The sequence below is a fragment of the Acinetobacter sp. ANC 4779 genome (assembly GCF_004331055.1).
Taxonomy (GTDB): Bacteria; Pseudomonadota; Gammaproteobacteria; order Pseudomonadales; family Moraxellaceae; genus Acinetobacter.
The window spans coordinates 69672-92946 of record NZ_SJNU01000011.1 but is presented as its reverse complement, the minus strand read 5'-3'; the positions used below and the strand labels follow the sequence as shown (position 1 = coordinate 92946).

Genomic DNA, 23275 nt, shown 5'->3' with positions numbered 1-23275 from the left:
ATAGGTAATAAATAAGATGAGCCAATATCAAACTGTATGCGAGCAATTAAAACAGGCACCTAAAACGTGGTTAGTCACAGGTGTTGCAGGCTTTATTGGCTCTAACTTGTTAGAAACCTTATTGAAGTTAGAGCAAAGAGTTGTAGGGTTAGATAACTTTGCCACTGGTCACCAGTACAATTTAGACGAAGTGCAAAGTCTGGTGAAGCCGGAGCAATGGGCGAATTTTAGTTTTATTGAAGGTGATATTCGTCATTTTGAAGACTGCCAGAAAGCCTGTGCTGGTGTGGATTATGTATTGCATGAAGCGGCTTTAGGTTCTGTACCGCGTTCTATTGCCGACCCGATCACCACCAATGCTACCAATATTTCCGGTTTTTTAAATATGTTGACGGCTGCGCGTGATGCGAAAGTATCTAGCTTTACTTATGCAGCAAGTAGTTCAACTTATGGGGACCATCCGGCTTTGCCAAAAGTGGAAGAACATATTGGTAATCCGCTTTCACCCTATGCGGTAACCAAATATGTAAATGAGCTATATGCCGAAGTATTCGCCAGGACTTATGGCTTTAAAACTGTAGGTTTGCGTTACTTTAATGTGTTTGGAAAACGTCAAGATCCAAATGGTGCTTATGCTGCAGTTATTCCAAAATGGACCGCAGCGATGATTGCCGGTGATGATGTCTTTATTAATGGTGATGGTGAAACCAGCCGTGATTTCTGTTTTATTGAAAACACCGTTCAGGCCAATATTTTAGCAGCAATAGCAAAGGATGAAGCTAAAAACCAGGTTTATAATGTGGCAGTAGGGGACCGCACCACGCTAAATGATTTGTTTAATGCTATTAAAGCTGCGTTAAATGAAAATGGTGTGGAATATAGCAAACAGCCAGTATACCGGGAGTTTCGTGCAGGAGATGTACGTCATTCTCAAGCAAGTGTTGAGAAAATTAAAAGTTTATTAGGTTATGATGCCAAATACCGTATAAATGATGGTATTGATTTTGCTATGTCATGGTATGTAGCTAGTTTAAAATGAAAAAAAAAATAGTTAATTTTTTAAAAGTTCCTGGTAGGCAGAAAATTCTAGAGAATTTACTGTCTTTAGGGTTTGTAAAGGTAGTGACTATGTTATTACCTTTAATTATCATTCCTCATTTAATAAAAACTATTGGTTTAGAATTGATTGGGTTATTAGCAATAGTTACTGCAATATGTGCATATTTAAATACAGTAATTGATTATGGCTTTGCCTATACTGGAACTCGTGAAGTAGCAAAAAACAACTTTAATAAGGTTAAGAATACTCAGTTGTTAATTGATATTACGACTTGTAAACTTTTTCTTAGCTTTTTAAGCTTTTTTTTAATATTTTTAACGTCTTTTTTTGTAGAATTTATTGAAAAAAATATACTGTTAATATTATTAAGTTTACTTAATATTGTAATTTTATCTTTATGTCCTTCTTGGTTTTTTCAGGGCTTAGAAGATATGAAGAAGATCGCTATAGGAGAGGTGATAGGGAAAATAATCTCCTTTTTATTAATTATATTAATCGTCAAAAATGAAAGTGATATTTATTTAGTACCTACTTTCTATTTGATAGGTCAAATTTTTAGCTTAACAGTATATCTATTTTTTCTTTCAAATTATATTGACTTATCTCAAGCTAGGATTACGGGTTTTAATAATATTTACTTAAAGTTAAATAAAGATTGGAATATGTTTATTAATATATTATTTCCAAATTTTTATAATATATATTCATATTTGATCTTAGGGTTTTTTGGTACATTGCTACATGTGGGTATATATGATGTAGCCCGAAAAGTGCTTAACGTGTCAGAACAAGTCTTAGGAATTATTTCCAAAGTTTATTTTCCAGTCTTGGCTAAAAACATAAATAAATTTCAAGAATTTTTGAAAGTTATGATTGTAAGTAGTATTGCTTTATTTATCTTGCAGTATTTATTTACCCTATATGGAGCGTCATATATTTTTGATAATAATTTGGATTCAGCAAAACAGCTCATGTATATTCAAATGTTAGCTCCTTTTATTTATGCATTAATGATTTCATATGGAATAAACTATTTAGGTGTTCTTGGTGAAGATAAAATATTGAGAAATATAACAATTATTACCTCTATAATTGGTTTTATTGCTGTGACAGTTTTAACTTATTTCTATATGGCGGTTGGAGCTTTAGTAGGTGTTATGTTGACTTGGTTTATTAGGTTTGTTTTTTGTTACTTAAGCTCAAAAGATTTTTTGATTTCTAAGGCGTAAAAGTATGTATTTTATTGTTAAAAAGTATATTAGAAATTTATCTAATAAAAGTGATATTTTAAAAAGGCTATATATCTTTTTAAATGCATTGAAAATGAAATCTACTTATAATTTGAATGACGATAGTTTTGCCAAAATTAAATATAAAGAAAATACTGGCAAAAAACTAAATTTAGAAAACCCAAAATATTTTAATGAAAAATTGTGGTGGTTGAAAATTAATAATAGAAATTCATTGATGACTCAATGCAGTGATAAAGTAGAGGTTAGAAAGTATTTGTCATCTCTAGGTCTAGATAGTTTACTAACGGATATCTATGGGGTTTATGAGAAAGCTGAAGATATTCCCTTGGAAGAGTTGAAAGGTAAATTTTTTATAAAGTGTAACCATGTTTCTGGCATTAATGCTATGTTTGATAGTAATAATACTCAAAATTTTGATAGAGAAAAATTTAATAAAAAATTCAATTCTGCTTTGAATATGAACTATTACTTTCAATCTAGAGAGTGGAATTATAAAAACATTAAGCCTAAAATTTTAGTCGAAAATTTTCTAGAAACAAAACAGCCACTGTTAGATTTTAGATTTTTCTGCTTTCATGGCAAGGTCAAAATGATTTTTGTTGATATTGATACAGCAGCTGAAGATGGTAGCCATAACCCAGATGCTAAAAGAAATATTTATAATACGAATTTTAATTTGATGAATTTTACAGTAGGTCGAGAAAATTTTGATACAAATCTTGTTCCAAAGCCTGATAATTTAGATTCTATGATTGAATATGCTGAGAAAATTGCTAATCCCTTTATTTTTTGTCGTGTAGATTTATATAACTTAAATGGTGAAATTAAATTTGGTGAGATTACTTTTTATCCAGGTGGTGCGACTCAACAGTTTAGCAGTGAAGAAGCTGATCTTGAAGTATCTAATTGGTTAAATATCCAATGAAGAAAATTGTACATATTATTATTGGTTTAAATGTTGGCGGTGCTGAATTAATGCTAAAGCGTTTAATTTTACATAGTCAACGAACAGCACAATTTCATCATGAGGTAATTTCACTTACTGATTTGGGTGTAATAGGTAAGGATTTAAAAGAAGCAGGCATTCACGTGCATACCCTTAATATGAAGTCTGGGTTATCTCTCTTTTCTATATATTTTTCTTTAAGAAAATTATTAAAAGATATAAAACCAGATATCGTCCAAACTTGGATGTATCATGCGGATTTTTTAGGTGGATTAGCCGCCAAGAGTTTGGCTATAAAAAAAATAATTTGGGGTATACGTACGACTGATGTAACACAAGGTGCTTCGAGATTAACTATAGTTTTGCGTAAAATTTGTGCGAGATTGTCTTACTCAATTCCAACAGATATAGTATGTGCTGCACACGTATCAAAAGATGTTCACATTAAAGTGGGTTATGATGCCAGTAAAATGCATGTTATTCCAAATGGGTTTGAGTTAGATAAATTAGTTGCGACACAAGAAGATTGCGATAGAATTCGCCAAGAATTTATTATTCCAAGAGATGCTATCGTAATAGGTTCAGTAGGTCGTTTTAATGTTGTAAAAAATCAAAAATTTTTTGTAGAAGTTGCCAATCAACTGGTTAAGACTTATCCTAACTTAATATTCATGCTTGTTGGGCGTGATAATACTACTGAAAATAACGAGCTAATGAGTTGGCTAAGAGAATATGATTTAATTAATAATTTTAGACTGCTTGGGCAGCGTAGTGATATTCCACATTGTTTAAAAGCTATGGATATTTTTTGTTTACATTCTAAAACTGAGGGATTCCCTAATGTTTTAGGTGAGGCTATGGCATTGGGGGTTCCTGCTATTGTAAGAGATGTTGGAGATAGTAAGTATCTTATACAAAATAACTTATTCATTCAAAATGATGTGGAAGGATTTTCAAAAACTATTGAATTTTTGATAAAAAATAGAAAATCATTAAATATTGAAAGTAAGAAAAATATTGAAATGATCCAAAAATTTTCAATGGATGAATATGCTAATAAAATAAATAGGATTTATAATTAATGTTTATTCTGGTTAGTTTTTATATTTTTATATTTTTAATTTTTTGGTCTTTTAGAGAATATAAAAAATATGGTATTAGCTTAACATTTATGACTCTTATGTGGTCAATAGTAATATATGTATTAGCCCCATTAGCATTATTTAATTCTTATTATGAAGTAGCAAGTCCTAGGTTTTTAAGAAATAATTATGATATTTCTTCTTTATTACCCTTATTTGTAATTATTATTTTTTTTATATCTATGTTTTTTGGTTCAATTTTTTTTGATAGAGTGGGTTTTAAGTTAAAATTAGAAACTAGTAATGAATTAATTAGAAAAACTGTTTTAATTTTGTTTGCGATAGGTGGGATTTCGCTATTTTTCTTTATATATACATATGGAGGTTTGGATTATGTATTGTCTAATATGTCTAAAATAAGAAGTGGCACAGATGATAATAAAAATTACTTAGCTGCTTTTGTAAGTAGTTTTTCAAAGTATATAAATTTATCTTTTTTTATTATTTTTTCTTTAATTTTAATTAAGAAAAATTTATCTAGATTTGATTATTTTTTATTATTTTTATGTACCTTAGCAACTTTATTTTCACTTTATTTAAGTGCGGGTCGTGAAGCAGGAATAGCATTTCTAATTTCTATTTTAGTAATATACTTAGCTGTTTATAAGAAAATTCCTGTATTAACTGTTTTTGTTTTTTCTTTATTTTCATTTATGTATATTCTGTTTGGAAAAACTTTTTTATTTGCCTTAAATAATGAAAACTTTGATAAAGGTGAATTTATTGAAAATAATTTTTTATCTACTATAGGTGATTCGTATAATATTATTGTTTCTGAATTTAGTCATCAATATTTGTCTTTAGTTAATTTCATGCAATATGATTATGATTTTAGATTTTTTGGTGATTATGCTTATTGGCTTTTTAAGCCATTTAAACTTTTAGGATTTAATATCCCTGATTCTATCTCTTATTATAATACATTTATTATACATGGTGTTTGGGATAGTGAAATTCCACCAGGCGGAATAGCTTTTGGTTACATACAGTTTGGTATTGTTGGTGTTATTATTCATGGGTTTATTTTGGGTTGTTTCTTTAAGTTTTTTGATGTTATTTTTGATCCTAAAAATCAAAATAATCCTATATTGTTGGGTTTTTACGCAGTTTTAGTAACTTCCTTTACTTATATGTTATCTAACTCTGATCCTGCTTTGTTTTTACAAAACAGGATACCTAATATTTTATTTTTATTAGCATTATTATTCGTTTTTAATGCAAAATTGGTAAAAAAGTAATGAAAGAAGCCTTTTTAATAATAGCTGGTTTTTTACCATCAGTATTAAACTTCCGAGGAAAATTACTCGAAGGGATTCATCAGCGAGGCTATGAAATTCATATTATTGCGCCTGATTTAGCTTCCTTCTCTGCCGAACATGAAAAACTCTTAGAGTTAGGTTATTGCGTCCATGACATTCCTATGCAGCGTACAGGTACCAATCCGGTAGCAGACTTAAAAACGTTATTGAGCATGTATGCGCTTATAAAGAAAATAAAACCTGATTATATTTTATCTTATACCATTAAGCCTGTGATCTATGGAACACTGGCCGCATGGCTGGCAAAAGTACCGCATCGTTATGCCTTAATTACCGGTTTGGGCTATGCATTTCAAAATGTAGAAACTCACAGCAAGCGTAGCATTTTCCAGAAGCTGGTACATGGTTTATATCAGCAGGCATTATCTCGCAGTCATAAAGTATTTTTTCAAAATCCAGATGACTTAAAACTGTTCCAAGATTTAAAATTGCTTGGTTCTAATACGCCAGCAGTAGTCGTAAATGGTTCCGGGGTCAATGTTACAGATTTTAATGTTTTACCTTTACCTAAAAATGAGCAACAACAAGCTAAAATTTCATTTTTACTCATTGCCCGTTTGTTAGTAGACAAAGGTGTAAGGGAATATGCTCAAGCAGCAGAAATCATTAAACAAAAACATCCAAATGTAGAGTTTAATCTTGTGGGCTGGATTGATGAAAATCCCTCTGCAATTACGCAACAAGAACTGGATCAATGGGTTGCTAAAAAAATAGTAAAATATTGGGGTAAATTAACCGATGTTCGCCCTGCAATTGCAGAAAGCTCGGTGTATGTTTTACCGTCTTATCGTGAGGGCACACCACGAACTGTGCTTGAAGCAATGGCAATGGGTCGAGCAATTATTACCACAGATGCGCCAGGCTGCCGGGAAACTGTAGTAGATGGCGATAACGGCTTTTTGGTTGAAGTAAAATCTGTTGAAAGTTTAGTGGAAGCAATGCAGAAATTTATTAATCAGCCTGAGTTAATAGAAAAAATGGGCAATCGTTCTCGCGAAATCGCACTTCATAAATATGACGTACATCAGGTGAACACACAGATGATGCAAGAAATGGGTTTAATTTAAATGTTAAAACGTTTACTCGATATTATAATTGCGACTACAGCTTTAATTTTATTGTCACCTTTATATGCTTTTGTCGCTTATAAAGTGAAAAAAAACTTGGGTTCCCCTGTTCTGTTTCGCCAGGTTCGTCCAGGTTTACATGGGAAACCGTTTGAAATGATTAAGTTCCGCACCATGAAAGATGCGGTGGATGCTCAAGGTAATCCTTTACCAGACAGTGAACGTTTAACGCCATTCGGTAAAATGCTGCGTTCAACCAGTCTGGATGAAATGCCTGAACTGTGGAATGTGATTAAAGGCGATATGAGTATTGTTGGCCCGCGCCCATTATTAACAGAATATTTACCTTTATATAATCAAGAACAGGCAAAACGCCATAATGTACGTCCGGGCATGACGGGTCATGCACAGGTCAATGGACGTAATGCAATTAGCTGGGAAGAAAAGTTTAAGCTGGATACCTGGTATGTGGAAAATCATTCGACACTACTCGATTTTAAAATCATGTTTAAAACGGTACATAAAGTTTTAGCTAAAGACGATATCAGTGCCGAGGGTGAAGCTACCATGACACGCTTTACTGGATCACAAAACAAGGATGAAACATAATGACAGCTTTATATATTGGTGTTTATGGCGCTAGTGGTTTCGGTAAGGAAGTAATGCCATTAGTTCGTCAGCAATTTCCAACTTTAGCCAAAGATAGCTTTGTTTTTATTGATGATGGGCAGGCTGGTAATAGTTTAAATGACTATACCGTTTTAAGTTATCAGGATTTTCTTGCTAAACCGAATACATATAAGGCTGTAACGATTGCTATAGCAAACAGTCAGGTTCGTGAAAAACTGGTTAAACGTTTAACAGAAGATCAAATTCAGCATTTGGATATTCATGCAAATAATACTGTGATTCTAGATGAAGTAAGTATTGGTGAAGGAAGCCTACTTTGTCCTTTCACCTGTCTGACGTCAAATATTAAAATTGGCAAATTCTTCCATGCCAATATTTATAGCTATGTCGCTCATGACTGTGTCATTGGAGACTATGTCACCTTTGCTCCCGGGGTGAAATGTAACGGTAATATTCATATTGAAGACCATGCCTATATTGGTACAGGTGCAGTGATTAAACAGGGTACTCCCGACAAGCCTTTAGTGATTGGTAAAGGTGCGATAGTCGGCATGGGAGCAGTAGTGACCAAAAGTGTGCCACCGGGCGTGACTGTAATCGGCAATCCGGCACGAATTTTAGAGAAAAAATAATTTTTCAAACTTATTAAAATTTAGGAATAGGTAATGTTAAATACTGCATTTGAACCATGGCCAAGCTTTACCCAAGAAGAAACCAATGCCGTATCGCAAGTCTTGCTTTCCAACAAAGTTAATTACTGGACGGGACAGGAATGCCGTGAGTTCGAAAAAGAATTTGCACAGTTCGCGGGAACTCAATATGCAGTAGCACTTGCCAACGGTACGGTCGCTTTAGATGTTGCACTGAAGGCATTAGGCATTGGGGCAGGGGATGATGTGATTGTTACTTCGCGTACTTTTTTAGCTTCTGCCAGTTCAATTGTCACGGCAGGTGCAAATCCAGTTTTTGCCGATGTTGAACTGGATTCACAAAATATCTCGCGTCGCACTATTGAAGCAGTTATCACACCAAATACCAAAGCCATCATTTGTGTGCATTTGGCCGGTTGGATGTGTGATATGGATCCGATCATGCAACTGGCGCAGGAAAAAGGTCTTTATGTGATTGAAGACTGTGCTCAAGCGCATGGTGCACAATATAAAGGCAAGCCAGCAGGTTCAATTGGTCATATTGCTGCCTGGTCATTTTGCCAGGATAAGATCATGAGCACAGGCGGTGAAGGCGGTATGGTGACCACCAATGACGAATCACTGTGGAAAAAAATGTGGTCTTATAAAGACCATGGCAAAAACTTTGACAGCATTTATAACAAGCAGCACCCACCAGGCTTTCGCTGGCTACATGACTCATTTGGTACCAACTGGCGCATGATGGAAATGCAGGCGGTCATTGGACGAATTCAACTGAAACAAATGGCACAGTGGACGCAGCAACGTAATGCAAATATGGAAAAGATTTTAGCTGTATTTGAAAACAGTCCATATTTTACCGTACATCGCCCATCTGCAGATTATCTACATGCGGCATATAAATGTTATGTACAGGTCAATATTGAAGCCTTACCTGACGGCTGGTCACGTGACTGTATCATGAATGAAATTGCAGCTTTAGGTGTGCCGTGTTTTAGCGGTTCATGTTCGGAAGTTTATTTAGAGCATGCTTTTGATGGTACGCCTTGGCGTCCAGTTGAAAGACTGGTAAATGCCAAAACATTAGGGGAAACCAGCTTAATGTTTTTAGTTCACCCAACCTTAAGCCAGGACAGCATGCATAAAACGGTAACGGTAACTCAGCAAGTCATTAATCAGCTTTAACATTTTATACATGGATATGGAGAGTGAAAATATATACTCTCCATATCATGTAAAAATTAATTAAATGCTTGGGAATCTGGATAAACACAAGCTTATCTAAGAAGGTTATCTAAGCTAGCTATCTAATAGAATTGAAAAAGAAGCCTTTGCCCCGTGAAATCAATGATTGTTCCATTTGCTACCGCACCAAGACACCTAAAACAAAGCTTTCTTATTGCTTTAGATTTCGTGATCTTTCCGATACTTATCTGGCTCTGCTATGCCATTCGTCAATTTAACCTGGGTACAGAAGTTGTTCCCAATCTGGCTTTCGGTACTTTTTGGGTCAGTTTTTTAGCAGTTTTAGCTTTATGTGTTTGCGGTGTTTACCGCTTTATTGTTCGTACATTTAATGAAGCATTTATTGTTAAATTGGCACTGGCCACAGTACTGACAGTCATTGGTTTATATGGCATGGCATATTTTACCCATGCATTTATTCCTACATCTATTCCCATGATGTTCGGTTTTATGATGTTTGCCTGGATCTGGTTGAGTCGCGGTTTAATTCGGGCCCTTGTAAAGTCTTACCTGCAGTCCGATATTCCACGTAAACGTGTGGCTATTTACGGTGCAGGTTATGCTGGGCAGCAGGTTGCTGCTACGCTCTATCGCTCTAATGAACATTTTCCGGTATTTTTCATTGATGACGATATTTCTTTATCAAGTCAAATGATTGGAGGATTACGGGTTTATCCTCCTTCACATGCTCTAAATTTATTTGCCAAACAGCAGGTGGATGAAATACTCATTGCACTGCCTTCAGTGGGCCGTATCCGTAAAAATGAGATTGTTAAATTTCTGGAACCTGCACATCTTAAAATTACCGAAATTCCAGGTTTGACCAAGCTGGTCGATGGTGAAATTCATATTTCAGATATTCAAGAAATTGATATTATTGATTTATTAGGACGTGATCCAATTCCGCCAATTCAGGAATTACTGGCAAAGAATATCCAAGATAAAGTGGTGATGGTGACAGGTGCGGGGGGATCAATTGGTTCAGAATTGTGCCGTCAAATTATTAAAAATCAGCCTAAAAGACTGGTGATATATGAGCTGACAGAATTTGCACTGTACAGTATTGATAAGGAATTGAATTTAAATACTAATATTGAAATTATTCCCATTTTAGGTACGGTGCTCGATCAACCCAAACTCGAACGCATCATTGAGCAATATGCAGTTCAAACTGTTTATCATGCAGCTGCCTATAAACATGTCCCTTTAGTTGAGTGTAATCCACTGGCTGGACTCAAAAATAATTCGATTGGTACGGCATTTAGCTTGAATGCGGCAGTGAAAAAAGGGGTCGAAACCTTTGTTTTGATTTCAACAGATAAAGCAGTTCGCCCCACCAATGTGATGGGTGCCTCCAAACGTATGGCAGAATTGTACTGTCAGGCTATGGCAGAAGCGCAAGACCAGACCCAAATCAGTATTGTACGTTTTGGTAATGTGCTGGGTTCATCCGGTTCAGTGGTGCCGTTGTTTAAGCAGCAAATTGCCAAAGGTGGTCCAATTACTGTGACCCATCCGGATGTCACACGTTACTTTATGACTATTCCTGAAGCTTCCCAGTTAGTGATTCAAGCCGGTGCCTTGGGCCAGGGCGGTGATGTGTTTTTGTTAGATATGGGTGAGCCGGTGCGTATTCAGGACTTGGCCCGCCAGATGATTGCTTTAAGTGGCTTAAAAGTACGTGAAACAGGCGCTCAAAATGGCGATATTGAAATTCAGTATTCCGGTTTGCGGCCAGGTGAAAAACTATACGAAGAATTACTCATTGATCACGAAGATACTGAAATTACGCAACATACTCGTATTTTAAGATCTTTTGAAAAGCATTATCCTTTAGCTGAGTTAATTGAAATTTTTGAAAAAATTAATACACTTACCGCTATTGATGACGATGTAAATTGGGCATTAACACAATTAGAGCATTATGTTGATGGCTATCATCGCGGTAAAGAAATTAAAGTAAATTAAAGTTAGGTATGATGATGATCAAAAAAGCCATTCTCCCGGTTGCTGGTCTGGGTACCCGTTTTTTGCCTGCCAGTAAATCTATTCCTAAAGAAATGGTCACTGTGGTTGACCGTCCGGCAATTGAATATGTGGTACGCGAGGCGGTTGCAGCAGGGATTGAACAGATTATTCTGGTGACTCATTCTTCTAAAGCATCGATTGAAAATTATTTCGACCGTAACTTTGAGCTGGAAACAATACTCGAGCATAAAAAGAAATTTGATCTGCTTAAAGAAATCACAGAAATTTTACCTCCTCATGTCAGTATTATTAGTGTACGCCAGCCCCAACCTCTTGGATTAGGTCACGCTGTACTTTGTGCAAAGGGCATTATTGGTAATGAGCCATTTGCTGTTTTATTGCCAGATGTATTGGTAAAAGATCATGATCCAGTTAATGATCTACGTCTCATGATTCAACGTTTCAATGCATCAAAAGCTGCACAAATTATGGTGGAAGCAGTACCTGATCATTTGGTTAATCAATATGGTATTGTCGATGTTAAGCATTCCCCCAATGAAGGTGAAAGCATTGTAATGCAGGGCATTGTTGAAAAACCGGCAGTGGGTACGGCACCCTCCAATCTTTCAGTAGTGGGTCGCTATGTTTTACCGGCAAAAATTATGCAGTTGCTTGAAAATACGCCGAAAGGTGCGGGCAATGAAATTCAGTTGACCGATGCGATTGCCATGCTTCAGGAAACAGACACTGTTGAAGCTTATCGTATGAAAGGTCAGACCTTCGATTGTGGTAGTAAACTTGGTTATTTAAAAGCAGTACTTCATTATGGGATCGATCATCCAAAATTGGGGGAAAATTTTAAAGCCTTGATTAAAGAGTTAAAGCTATAAAACTATAAATTATAAAGCTATGAAATTATAAACTAATAAAATTAGGAGCTTCTATGAACGTTGCGGTATTTGGACAAACCCTTTATGCCGGTGTAATGGCAGCTTTATTGGCAGAGTGCGGACATCAGGTGTATTGGTGTGATGTATTAAAAAAGTCATCCTCAGAACAAGTCTATGCACAAGATGAAGCGGTTAAGCAGTTATTGGATAAACAGGAAAAAAATGGGTTCCTTCAATATTGCAACTTTAATGAAATTTCTTTGGACATTGATGCCTATTTTTTTAGTTTAAGCCCGGCTGAAGAAGCACTAGGTATCGAAATTTTAAAAGAACTTAAACAACGACCTATTATTCATCCAAAGTTGATGATTAATGCTTCAACTTTGGGGCTACACAGTACTGAAAAATTCCAGCAGATTCTTGCTGAAGATGAGTGGGTGTATTTACCCGATATGATTCAGGAAGGTAATGCACTACCTAGTATGACGCAAGCCGAACAGCTGATCGTCGGCTGTATTCGACCTGAAGTTCAAAATAAAGTCAGAGAATTATTGCGTCCTTTATTTCCCCGTCAGCAACAGTATCTGTTTATGCCTGTTCTCGATGCTGAATTCACCAAGTTGAGTATTTCTGGAATGTTGGCGACGCGAATTAGCTATATTAACGACTTGGCGGTGGTTGCGGAAAAGCTGGGTATTGATATTGAGCATGTTCGTCAGGGCATGGCTGCAGACAGCCGGATTGGTGCGTCATATTTGTATCCGGGTGCCGGCTTTGGTGGGGAAAACTTCTCCCACGATGTGATGACTTTGGCAAATACGGTGTCGGGTACGGGGGTTAAAAGTCAGTTACTGGCTCAGGTTTGGGAAATTAACCAACAGCAAAAAGAACTTTTATTTCGAAAATTATGGAACTATTTCCATGGTGACTTAAAAGGAAAAACCGTCGCCATTTGGGGAGCTTCATTTAAGGAGAATACCTCTCGTATTCAACAATCTCCTATTCATGTCATGTTGGAAGCCTTATGGGCGCAAGGCATTAAAGTTCAATTGCATGATCCTCAAGCCCTTGCAGAAATTGAAAAAATATATGGTCATCGTGAAGACCTGATTTATTGTACCGATCGATATGAAGCTGTAAAAGGCGCTCATGCCTTGTGTTTGCTCACCGCCTGGAAACAATATTGGAGTCCGAATTATAGGAAATTGCTCCAGAGCATGCAGCATCCTTTGATTTTAGATGGTCGTAATATTTTTGATCCAGATTATGTGAAAGCGCAAGGTTTTGCTTATATGGGAGTTGGACGCTAATGAAACATCAAGTTCAACCCTTTCTGCTTAAGAATGATAAATCTGTTTTAATTAAACTGGATGCTTTAAAAAAACAATTTGAGCAACTGCATTTAAATGAGCTGTTCGCACAAGATGAGCAGCGTTTCGAAAAGTTCTCAGTGATATTTGAACAGATTGTTTTGGATTTTAGTAAGCATCGTATTGATCAAAGTGTATTAGATCATTTGATTGAGTTTGCTGAAACACAAAATCTGGACAACTGGATTAAAAGGCTTTTTTCTGAAGAGTTAATCAATTATACCGAGCAGCGTGCAGCCATGCATTGGGCTTTGCGTCTTCCTGAAAACCATCCACTCCATACACAACTTTCTAATCAGGTACATGAACAATTACAACGCATGTTTAGCCTGGTGGAAAAAATCCATGCCGGACAATGTCGCGGGGCAACCGGTGAAGTGATTCAGGATGTGGTTAATATCGGGGTGGGTGGATCAGACCTTGGGCCATTGATGGTAACGCAAGCTTTATCTGATTTTAAGCAGGCGACTGTAAAATCACTCGATGTCCATTTTGTGTCAACCATTGATGGCAGTCAGTTGTCCGAGCTCTTGCATAAACTGCGTCCAGAAACCACTTTATTTATTATTTCTTCCAAGTCCTTCGGCACTATTGATACCTTGTCGAATGCGCAAACTGCACGCTTGTGGCTGGAAAAAGCCTTTGGTCAACATAGTCAAATGCTGAAACATCATTTTGTGGGTGTTTCGACCAAACCTGAAAAAATGACGGAGTGGGGCATTGCCGAGGAAAATCAGTTTCTCCTGTGGGACTGGGTCGGGGGACGTTATTCGCTCTGGTCATGTATTGGTTTGCCAATCGCTTTAACCATCGGGGTGGAAGGTTTTAAACAATTGCTTGCCGGTGCACATGCGATTGATCAACATTTCCAAACTGCACCTTTAAAGCAAAATATTCCGGTACTGATGGGCTTGCTTGGGGTTTGGAACAACAACTTTCTTGATATTCAAACCCATGCAGTACTGCCCTATGATGGTCGCCTGAAATATTTTGCCTCTTATCTGCAGCAGTTAGAAATGGAATCGAACGGTAAATCGATTCAGCGCAATGGTGAAAAAGTACAATTAGATACCTGTCCGATCGTCTGGGGTGAAGTGGGACCCAATGCCCAACATGCATTTTATCAATTGTTACATCAAGGTACACAGGCGGTGAGTTGTGACTTTATTGCCCCGGTGCAACGTTATAATTCCAATCAGTTTACCTATGCAGAAAACGCTGAGGCCCTGGTCGAGCAGCATCATTTAGCATTGTCGAATTGTCTGGCACAGTCACGCTTATTGGCATTTGGTAATCAGGCACTTGATCAAGCAGAACTCGAGTCTTTGCCTCTGTATCAGCAATATAGCGGTAATCAGCCCAGCACCACCATCTTGTTACAAGAATTGAATCCTTATAGCCTCGGTATGCTGATTGCCATGTATGAGCACAAGGTGTTCGTACAGTCTGTACTTTGGAATATCAATCCATTCGATCAATGGGGTGTTGAAAAAGGCAAGGAAATTGCCAATCAGCTGTTACCGATTTTAAATGGTGATGTGCAGGATATTTCACGTTTAGACGGCTCTACTCAAGGTTTAATCCAGATATTATTGGGAAAAAAGAATGGCTAAAATTTTAGTGACAGGCGGGGCCGGCTATATCGGTTCGCATACTTGTGTTGAACTGTTAAATGCAGGGCATGAGGTGGTGGTTCTGGATAATCTTTGCAACAGTTCCGAAGAGTCTCTTCACCGTGTGCAACAGTTGACCGGCAAAACTTTAACTTTTGTTGAAGGTGATATTCGAGATGCGCAAACTTTGGATACTGTCTTTGCTGGATATCAAATTGATGCCGTCATTCATTTTGCCGGTTTAAAAGCGGTGGGAGAAAGTCAGCAAATTCCTTTAACCTATTTTGACAATAATATTGCTGGTTCAATTAGTTTGGTCAGAGCAATGGAGCGGGCCGAAGTCTTTAATTTGGTTTTTAGCTCTTCTGCAACGGTTTATGATGAAGCCAATAAATCTCCGTTGAATGAAGAGATGCCTACAGGTATGCCAAATAATAATTATGGTTATACCAAACTGATGGTTGAACAGCTGTTGCAAAAACTATCAGTTGCTGATGAGCGTTGGTCGATTGCCTTACTGCGTTATTTCAATCCTGTAGGGGCACATAAAAGTGGTCGCATTGGCGAAGACCCACAAGGAATTCCAAATAACCTAATGCCTTATGTGACTCAGGTGGCAGTAGGCCGTCGCGAAAAACTAGCCATTTATGGCAATGATTACAATACCGTTGATGGCACCGGAGTGCGTGATTATATCCATGTGGTCGATTTGGCCAATGCGCATTTATGTGCCTTGAATAACCGTCTAAATACTCAAGGTTGTCGTGCCTGGAATATTGGCACAGGTCAGGGTTCTTCGGTGTTGGACGTGGTAAAGACCTTTGAGCGGGTCAATAATGTTCCAGTCGCATATAGCATTGAACCTCGCCGTGAAGGGGATGTAGCCACCTCGTTTGCCGATAATGCACGTGCAGTGTCAGAGCTGGGTTGGACCCCACAATATGGCTTGGAAGATATGTTGGCGGACAGTTGGAACTGGCAAAAACAAAACCCAACGGGTTATCAAAACTAAATCATCTAAATAAAAAGGGGAGCTTATAGGCTCCCTTTTTATTGCTCCAATTAAATTAACTTTGAATGAGTAAAGTTAATTCATCAACATACTCTTGCATCGGTTTTGGATTTTTGTCGCGGCGGCTTTCGATATTTAAACGTAATAGGGGTTCGGTATTTGAAGCGCGAACATTGAAGCGCCATGCACCAAAGTCCAGACTAACGCCGTCCGTTTTGTCGATTGCTGGCTTTTGATCGGCATAATGATCAAAAAGTTTTTGAATGGTGGTTTGAGTATCGACAACTTTAAAGTTGATCTCACCTGAACAAGGAAATTTCGCAATCATTTCTTCGACCAGACTGGATAATGATTGTTTGGTTTCAGATAACACCACAACCGCCAGTAACCACGGAATCATGCCACTATCGCAATAGGCAAAATCACGGAAATAATGATGCGCACTCATCTCACCACCGTAAACTGCATTGTGCTCACGCATCACATCTTTAATGAAGGCATGTCCAGATTTTGATTGCACCGCAGTACCTTGATATTGCTCGACCACATCTAAGGTGTTCCACACCAGGCGAGGGTCATGAACAACTTTTTCACCGGGCTGCTTCAGCAAGAAGGCTTGTGCAAGTAGGCCAACAATATAATAGCCTTCAATAAACTGACCTTTTTCATCAAACAAGAAGCAACGATCGAAGTCACCGTCCCAGGCAATTCCCATATCTGCTTGATGCTGAATGACTGCATCACGGGTGCTATCACGGTTTTCAATTAAAATCGGGTTAGGAATACCATTCGGGAAAGTTCCATCAGCTTGATTGTTGATTTTGATAAATTCAACTGGAATATGCAGCTGTTTAAATTTTTCTTCAATGGCATTTACCACATGACCTGCTGCACCATTACCGGCATTCATCACCAATTTCATTGGGCTGATTTTGGTCGGGTCAATGTAGCTCATCAAATGTTCAATAAATTCAGGCAAAATATTGTAATTTTGAGTAGTACCTTTTTTTGCAACGTCAGTAAAGTTTTCTGCTTCTGCCAACGCTTGAATCTGTTTAAGTCCGGTGTCGGCACTAATGGGACGGGCATTTTCACGAACCAGTTTCATGCCGTTATAATCCATTGGATTATGGCTGGCGGTAATTTCGATACCCCCTTGTACATCCAAATGGAAAGCGCCGAAATAGACTTCTTCTGTACCGGTCATGCCCAAGTCAAGAACATTGACGCCAGCATCATTGAGGCCTTTGATCGTGGCTTGTTTCAATGCTTCACTGCTTAAGCGGATATCACAACCAATGACGACTGATTTTGGTTGATAGATTTGACCATAGGCACGGCCAATTTTATAGGCAATGTCTTCATTCAATTCGCTGCCCAGTTTGCCACGAATATCATAGGCTTTAAAACACGTCAGTTGCGTCATTTTTATTTTCTCACTATAAAGAAAAGGCCGGTTTTTACCAGCCTCTTATATATTAAATAAATCTTTATTCTACAGTGACCGATTTTGCCAGATTACGTGGCTGGTCAACATCGGTACCACGCAATACGGCTACATGATAAGACAGTAGTTGCACCGGGATACTGTAAACAATTGGAGCAAGGATTGGACTGATACTTGGCACATGTACCACATGTTGACGATCTTTTCCTTTAATTCCACTGTTTTCATCGGCAAATACAAACAACTCACCACCGCGGGCTTGAACTTCTTCCATATTGGACTTGAGTTTATCCAGCATGTCATCTTGAGGTGCAAGAATCACCACAGGCATGTCATTATCAACCAGTGCGAGTGGACCATGTTTCAGCTCACCTGCTGCATAACCTTCAGCATGGATATATGAAATTTCTTTCAGTTTTAAAGCACCTTCAAGTGCAATAGGGAACTCTGTACCACGACCCAAGAATAAGCAGTGTTGTTTTTCTACAAAAAGTTCAGATAAACGCAAAATATCTTTATCTTTTTGCAGAGTATCTAAAATGACTTTCGGCACATGCCATAAGTCGGTAATGATCGCCGTGGTTTTTTCAGCAGTAATACTTTGCTTCACTTGCCCAATTTTTAAAACCAACAACATGAGTGCGGCAAGTTGCGTAGTGAAAGCTTTGGTCGATGCAACCCCAATTTCTGGCCCAGCCAACGTAAGTAGACTATGGTTGGTTTCACGAATCATTGAAGAGGTTGCAACATTACAAATGGTTAGGGTTGCAATGTTTAAATTTTTTGCAGCAGCACGTTTTTGCGTATCACGAAGTGCAGCCAAGGTATCGGCCGTTTCACCTGACTGTGAAATACAGACATAGAGTGTGTTATTTACAATCACAGGTGTGCGATAGCGGAATTCACTGGCAATTTCAACCTGGCACGGTAAATCAATCAGTTGCTCGAACCAGTATTTTGCGATCATGCCCGCATGGTAGCTGGTACCACAGGCGATGATTTGTACCTGTTGAGTTTTTTCAAAATCAACGACAGCATTTTTTAAGAAATCTTCACGTAAAACATTGCCATTCAATGCCTGGGAAATGGTTTGCTGGATCGCTTCTGGCTGCTCATAAATTTCTTTGAGCATGTAGTGTTTGTATTCACCTTTAGAAGCATTGCTTACCGTGGCATCCAATTCTTTCACAGGACGCTGAACCAATTGACCATCTACAAATATTTCAATGCTATTACGGGTTAAACGCGCAATATCACCTTCTTCGAGGTAAATAAAGCGATTGGTAATGGGAAGTAACGCCAATTGATCCGAACTGATAAAGTTTTCACCAATTCCGACACCAATCACTAGCGGCGAACCTTCACGAACGGTAATCAATTCATCCGGATAATCGGTATGTACAATCCCGAGAGCATAAGCACCTTTAAGCTGCGGAACGACTTGCTGTACTGCAGTTAACAGGTTAGTCGCCGATTGCAATGCATCATTGACTAAATGGGCCACCACTTCAGTATCTGTTTGTGAAGTAAACACATAACCGAGTGCTTCAAGATCATCTTTAAGTTCTTGATAGTTTTCGATGATACCGTTATGAACAACAGCTACCGTGCCTGAAATATGCGGATGAGCATTATTTTCAGTCGGTTTGCCATGCGTTGCCCAACGGGTGTGTGCAATACCGAGTGAACCTTGAATGTCAGCTTCAGCGACTGCCTGTTCCAGGTTGACGACTTTGCCTACACGACGTTCACGCAGTACGTGGCCGCCACTAATCAGCGCCATACCTGCTGAATCATAGCCACGGTACTCAAGACGTTTTAAGCCTTCAATTAAAATATTGCTAATATTACGTTCAGCAACGCCACCGACAATTCCGCACATATTTATAATCCTCTTATTTTTTCAATTTTTGGGGGCGTTGATAGTTTTCTTTAGCCACTTGTTTTGAACGTTCAAAAGCTAAGCTATTCTCGGCAACATCGTGTGTGATGACAGAACCGGCACCGACAGTTGCCCCATTGCCAATACTGACAGGAGCAACCAGTGAGCTGTTTGAACCAATAAAAGCAGCATCGCCAATAATCGTTTTATATTTATTGGCACCATCATAGTTACAGGTAATGGTACCCGCACCAATATTTGAACCTGCACCGACTTCTGCATCACCTAAATAAGTGAAATGATTGGCTTTAGAGCCAAGACCAATACTTGAATTTTTAACTTCAACAAAGTTGCCGATATGCACTTCATTTGCCAATTTTGCACCGGAACGTAAGCGTGCAAATGGCCCAATTTGAGCATCGCTACCCACCACTGCTTGATCAAAAATGCTATAAGGCTGAACTTTGGTGCCGGATGCGATTTTCGTATTTTTAATCACACAGCCTGCACCAATTTCAACATCATCACCAAATTCGCAGTCACCTTCAATGATCACGTTGATGTCAATACGAACATCCTGACCAACGCTTAAGTTACCACGTAAGTCAAAACGAGCAGGGTCGATTAAATGCACGCCTTGCTGCATGAGTTTTTTTGCCTGGTCGCTTTGGAATTCACGTTCCAATCTTGCCAGTTGTACACGGTCATTGACCCCTTCAACTTCAAAAGCAAGGTCCGGTTCAACAGAAGCAACTTCTAAGCCATCTGCAATCGCCATAGCAATAATATCCGTCAGGTAATACTCACCTTGCGCATTTTCATTGGAAAGCTTGGGTAACCATTGATGCAATTTGGCATTACTGACACAGTAGATACCGGTATTAAATTCTTTAATTTGACGTTGTTCATCGCTGGCGTCTTTATGTTCGACAATGGCTTGAATTTGTCCATTTTCACGCACAATACGACCATAGCCTGTTGCATCATCCACAGTTAAAGTCACAATACCAATACCGGTTTGTGCTGAGGCATCAAGTAGGCGTTGTAAGGTATTTTGAGTGACGCAAGGTACGTCCCCCGAAAGAATAAGAGATACACCTTCAGCAGGAAGCACGGGGAGGGTGACTTTTACCGCATGACCTGTTCCGAGCTGTTCTGCTTGTTCTACCCATTGAATTTTTTCTTGCGCGAAGGCTTGTTGTACTTTATCGCCACCATGACCATAAATGGTAATAATATTTGCCGCATTGAGTTTTTTTGCAGTTTCAATCACATGACCCAGTAAAGGACGTCCTGCAAGAGGTTGTAATACTTTCGGTAAATTGGAACGCATACGTGTCCCTTTACCTGCAGCAAGAATAATAACGCTAGTAGACATGTGTAATCCTACAATTTTTAGCTTAAGCCATCAGGAACGATAAATAAATGTAAATGCATAGTGCAGCCCAAATGCCGGCGATAATATCGTCAAACATAATGCCAAAGCCGCCACCGATTTGACGATCGATTACGCGAATAGGCCAAGGTTTCCATACATCAAACAAACGAAATAAGGCAAATCCAACCAGTATCCATAACCAGCTCATGTGCCCTAAATAAATGAGCGGTAAAAAGGTAATGGACTGCCCGGCAAACTCATCCCAGACAATACGACCATCATCATGCACACCCATGACTTGGGCAGTTTGACCACAGATATATATGCCAATTAAGGACATGATGACAATGGCAAAAAGGCTATTTAAAAAACCCAGACTTAACCATGCAGGAATAAACAGCAATGCAAAAGCAGAACCAAAAGTTCCAGGGGCTTTGGGTAATAAACCGGAACCGAATCCCACACCACAAAACACGATGCAGCGGTTTAACCATGACATGTCTTTAAAGTTGATGCTGGGTTTATGCAAAATGTTGGTATCCATAAAATTGCAGCGAATGATCTACGCCATTCTGCACAAAAGTTAAGCCTTTTTGTTGGGTAATTTGTCCAATCTTGGTAATGTTGACATCTATTTGTTGTTGCAAAATTTTTTCATAATTTTGCCGGCTTATTGTAAAGCATAATTCATAATCGTCGCCACCCGCGAGTGCGTATTGCCATTGCTTTTCTTGTTGTAATTTTTTTAAAGCGGCATTAACCGGTAGTTGGTCTAAATCCAAAGTTGCACCGACATGTGATGCTTTAAGAATATGCCCTAAGTCTTGGGCCAAGCCATCAGATACATCAATCATACTTGATGCCAAGCCTTTTAGCTGTTGACCGAGCTGACAACGTGGCGTTGGATAATCCAGACGTTGTTGTAGCGGATGTCCCAAATGTTGCAAGGCATATGCAGCATCACCCACAGTTCCGCTCACACAAACATAGTCGCCCATTTGCGCGCCAGCACGTGTGATGGCTTGACCTGTTTCAATCCAGCCGAGGGCAGTGACAGAAATGGTTAAATGAGGACTTTGGGTGGTGTCACCGCCAATTAAACTCACACCAAATTGATCGCAACACTCATATAAACCCTGACTAAAGCCTTTCAGCCAGTCATGATCAATTTGGGGTAGGCTCAACGCAAGAAGAATACTATGCGGTTTGGCACCCATTGCAGCAATATCAGATAAATTGACGGCAACAGATTTCCAGCCGATGGCATGGGGATTTGTGTCTAGAGGGAAATGTCGGCCGGCAACCAGAGTATCGGCACAGATGACCAGTTGCTGGTTGGGTGGGGGGGTGAGCAAGGCTGAGTCGTCACCAACACCCAAATCGACAGAATTGACATCAGTAGATGTAACAGTCTGACGATTGAAATAGGTGTCAATAATCGAAAACTCAGCCATGCAACAAGTCTACTTAAAAATTAGTTGGCTTGTTGCTTTTCTGCTGCACGTAAGCTGGTTGCTAAACGGTCCAATACACCATTGATGTATTTATGGCTGTCTGCACCGCCAAAGTGTTTAGCCAGCTCAATTGACTCATCTAAAACGACGCGATATGGAATTTCAAGATGATCTTTCAATTCATAGGCACCCAGACGAAGGGTCGCAAGTTCAACACCGTCAAGGGCGCTAAGTTCACGATCGAGTACAGGGATTAAAAGCGCATCCAATGCTTCATGATTGGCAACCACTTGAGTCAACAATTCATGATAATAGCTTAGATCCACTTTATGCATGGCATTTTCCACACGCGTACGTGCTTCAATCTCATGCACCGGATTGTGGCTCATCTGCCATTCATAAATTCCTTGTACAGCAAAGCGACGTGCTTTACGTTTTGCTGCATAAGTTGCTTGAAGTGTTTGCGACATAGCGTTAAATAGCCTTTAACAAGTTAACCATTTCAATTGCAGTAAGGGCAGCTTCACCACCTTTATTACCTGCTTTTGTTCCAGAGCGTTCAATCGCTTGTTCAATACTATCCGTAGTCAATACACCGTTGATCACTGGTAAGCCAGTATCCAGGCCAACAACGCCTAAACCTTTGGCACATTCACCAGCAACAAAATCAAAGTGAGGTGTGCTACCACGAATCACGGCGCCAAGTGCAATGATCGCATCAAAACGATCTGAAGCGGCAAGTTTTTTTGCCACAACAGGAAGTTCCCAAGCGCCAGGTGCGTGAACAACAGTGATATTATCCTCCGATACACCATGACGTTTCAATGTATCAATTGCACCTTCTAGCAAATGTTCGACTACAAAGCTATTAAAGCGACCGACTAAAATCGCGTAACGGCCTTCGCTCGCGAGATGTAACATACCTTCAATACGGCGAACTGCCATAGCA

At 38.7% G+C, this 23275-nt stretch carries 21 protein-coding genes; 14 read left to right on the top strand and 7 right to left on the bottom strand.

Going from position 1 to position 23275, the window contains the following annotated elements; all coding sequences use genetic code 11:
* Nucleotides 1–16 precede the first annotated feature (16 nt).
* The 14 genes from E0H80_RS12900 to galE all read left to right on the top strand — a co-directional run bounded on the left by E0H80_RS12900 (nt 17) and on the right by galE (nt 16165).
* A complete protein-coding gene (locus tag E0H80_RS12900) occupies nt 17–1039 on the top strand; it encodes an NAD-dependent epimerase/dehydratase family protein (RefSeq protein ID WP_131366436.1) in 1023 nt (340 codons plus the stop codon).
* Nucleotides 1036–2289 carry an oligosaccharide flippase family protein gene (locus E0H80_RS12895; RefSeq protein WP_131366434.1) on the top strand — a complete coding sequence of 418 codons (1254 nt, stop codon included), beginning with the start codon at nt 1036–1038 and terminating at the stop codon, nt 2287–2289. The genes E0H80_RS12900 and E0H80_RS12895 overlap by 4 nt, the downstream gene beginning before the upstream one ends.
* Nucleotides 2290–2293: 4 nt before the next feature.
* On the top strand, nt 2294–3238 hold the full coding sequence (locus E0H80_RS12890) for an ATP-grasp fold amidoligase family protein (protein ID WP_131366432.1): 945 nt from the start codon (nt 2294–2296) through the stop codon (nt 3236–3238).
* The gene (locus E0H80_RS12885) at nt 3235–4341 is read left to right on the top strand and encodes a glycosyltransferase family 4 protein (RefSeq protein WP_131366430.1); all 1107 of its coding nucleotides are present in this window, start codon (nt 3235–3237) and stop codon (nt 4339–4341) included. Before E0H80_RS12890 ends, E0H80_RS12885 begins: the two co-directional genes overlap by 4 nt.
* Entirely contained in the window at nt 4341–5639 is a 1299-nt protein-coding gene (locus tag E0H80_RS12880; RefSeq protein ID WP_131366428.1) for an O-antigen polymerase, read from the top strand. Before E0H80_RS12885 ends, E0H80_RS12880 begins: the two co-directional genes overlap by 1 nt.
* Nucleotides 5639–6787, top strand: a complete 1149-nt coding sequence (locus E0H80_RS12875; RefSeq protein ID WP_131366426.1) for a glycosyltransferase family 4 protein — start codon at nt 5639–5641, stop codon at nt 6785–6787. Before E0H80_RS12880 ends, E0H80_RS12875 begins: the two co-directional genes overlap by 1 nt.
* Nucleotides 6788–7396, top strand: coding sequence for a sugar transferase (locus E0H80_RS12870; protein WP_131366425.1), 609 nt, complete (start codon nt 6788–6790; stop codon nt 7394–7396).
* A complete protein-coding gene (locus E0H80_RS12865; protein WP_131366423.1) occupies nt 7396–8049 on the top strand; it encodes an acetyltransferase in 654 nt (217 codons plus the stop codon). The genes E0H80_RS12870 and E0H80_RS12865 overlap by 1 nt, the downstream gene beginning before the upstream one ends.
* 33 nt (nt 8050–8082) lie before the next feature.
* Nucleotides 8083–9252, top strand: coding sequence for a DegT/DnrJ/EryC1/StrS family aminotransferase (locus E0H80_RS12860; RefSeq protein ID WP_131366421.1), 1170 nt, complete (start codon nt 8083–8085; stop codon nt 9250–9252).
* A gap of 162 nt (nt 9253–9414) precedes the next feature.
* A complete protein-coding gene (locus tag E0H80_RS12855; RefSeq protein ID WP_416224592.1) occupies nt 9415–11280 on the top strand; it encodes a polysaccharide biosynthesis protein in 1866 nt (621 codons plus the stop codon).
* Between the two features lie 14 nt (nt 11281–11294).
* Nucleotides 11295–12170 (top strand): UTP--glucose-1-phosphate uridylyltransferase GalU, encoded by an 876-nt coding sequence (gene galU, locus E0H80_RS12850; protein WP_131366416.1) that lies wholly within the window; start codon nt 11295–11297, stop codon nt 12168–12170.
* A 53-nt stretch (nt 12171–12223) separates the two neighbouring features.
* Nucleotides 12224–13480, top strand: a complete 1257-nt coding sequence (locus tag E0H80_RS12845; protein ID WP_131366414.1) for a nucleotide sugar dehydrogenase — start codon at nt 12224–12226, stop codon at nt 13478–13480.
* Nucleotides 13480–15153 carry a glucose-6-phosphate isomerase gene (gene pgi / locus E0H80_RS12840; protein ID WP_131366412.1) on the top strand — a complete coding sequence of 558 codons (1674 nt, stop codon included), beginning with the start codon at nt 13480–13482 and terminating at the stop codon, nt 15151–15153. Before E0H80_RS12845 ends, pgi begins: the two co-directional genes overlap by 1 nt.
* Nucleotides 15146–16165 carry a UDP-glucose 4-epimerase GalE gene (galE, locus tag E0H80_RS12835; RefSeq protein WP_131366410.1) on the top strand — a complete coding sequence of 340 codons (1020 nt, stop codon included), beginning with the start codon at nt 15146–15148 and terminating at the stop codon, nt 16163–16165. The genes pgi and galE overlap by 8 nt, the downstream gene beginning before the upstream one ends.
* Nucleotides 16166–16220: 55 nt before the next feature.
* On the opposite strand, the gene E0H80_RS12830 is transcribed toward galE, so the two are convergent.
* From E0H80_RS12830 to ribE, 7 genes are all read right to left on the bottom strand, one after another.
* Nucleotides 16221–17591, bottom strand: coding sequence for a phosphomannomutase CpsG (locus E0H80_RS12830; protein WP_131366408.1), 1371 nt, complete (start codon nt 17589–17591; stop codon nt 16221–16223).
* A gap of 64 nt (nt 17592–17655) precedes the next feature.
* On the bottom strand, nt 17656–19494 hold the full coding sequence (gene glmS / locus E0H80_RS12825) for a glutamine--fructose-6-phosphate transaminase (isomerizing) (RefSeq protein WP_131366406.1): 1839 nt from the start codon (nt 19492–19494) through the stop codon (nt 17656–17658).
* 13 nt (nt 19495–19507) lie between these two features.
* A complete protein-coding gene (glmU, locus tag E0H80_RS12820) occupies nt 19508–20872 on the bottom strand; it encodes a bifunctional UDP-N-acetylglucosamine diphosphorylase/glucosamine-1-phosphate N-acetyltransferase GlmU (RefSeq protein ID WP_131366404.1) in 1365 nt (454 codons plus the stop codon).
* 22 nt (nt 20873–20894) lie between these two features.
* Entirely contained in the window at nt 20895–21416 is a 522-nt protein-coding gene (locus E0H80_RS12815) for a phosphatidylglycerophosphatase A (protein ID WP_131366402.1), read from the bottom strand.
* On the bottom strand, nt 21394–22326 hold the full coding sequence (gene thiL / locus E0H80_RS12810) for a thiamine-phosphate kinase (protein WP_131366400.1): 933 nt from the start codon (nt 22324–22326) through the stop codon (nt 21394–21396). Before thiL ends, E0H80_RS12815 begins: the two co-directional genes overlap by 23 nt.
* 20 nt (nt 22327–22346) lie before the next feature.
* Nucleotides 22347–22796 carry a transcription antitermination factor NusB gene (gene nusB / locus E0H80_RS12805; RefSeq protein ID WP_131366397.1) on the bottom strand — a complete coding sequence of 150 codons (450 nt, stop codon included), beginning with the start codon at nt 22794–22796 and terminating at the stop codon, nt 22347–22349.
* Between the two features lie 4 nt (nt 22797–22800).
* The gene (ribE, locus tag E0H80_RS12800) at nt 22801–23271 is read right to left on the bottom strand and encodes a 6,7-dimethyl-8-ribityllumazine synthase (protein ID WP_004649641.1); all 471 of its coding nucleotides are present in this window, start codon (nt 23269–23271) and stop codon (nt 22801–22803) included.
* Nucleotides 23272–23275: the final 4 nt, after the last annotated feature.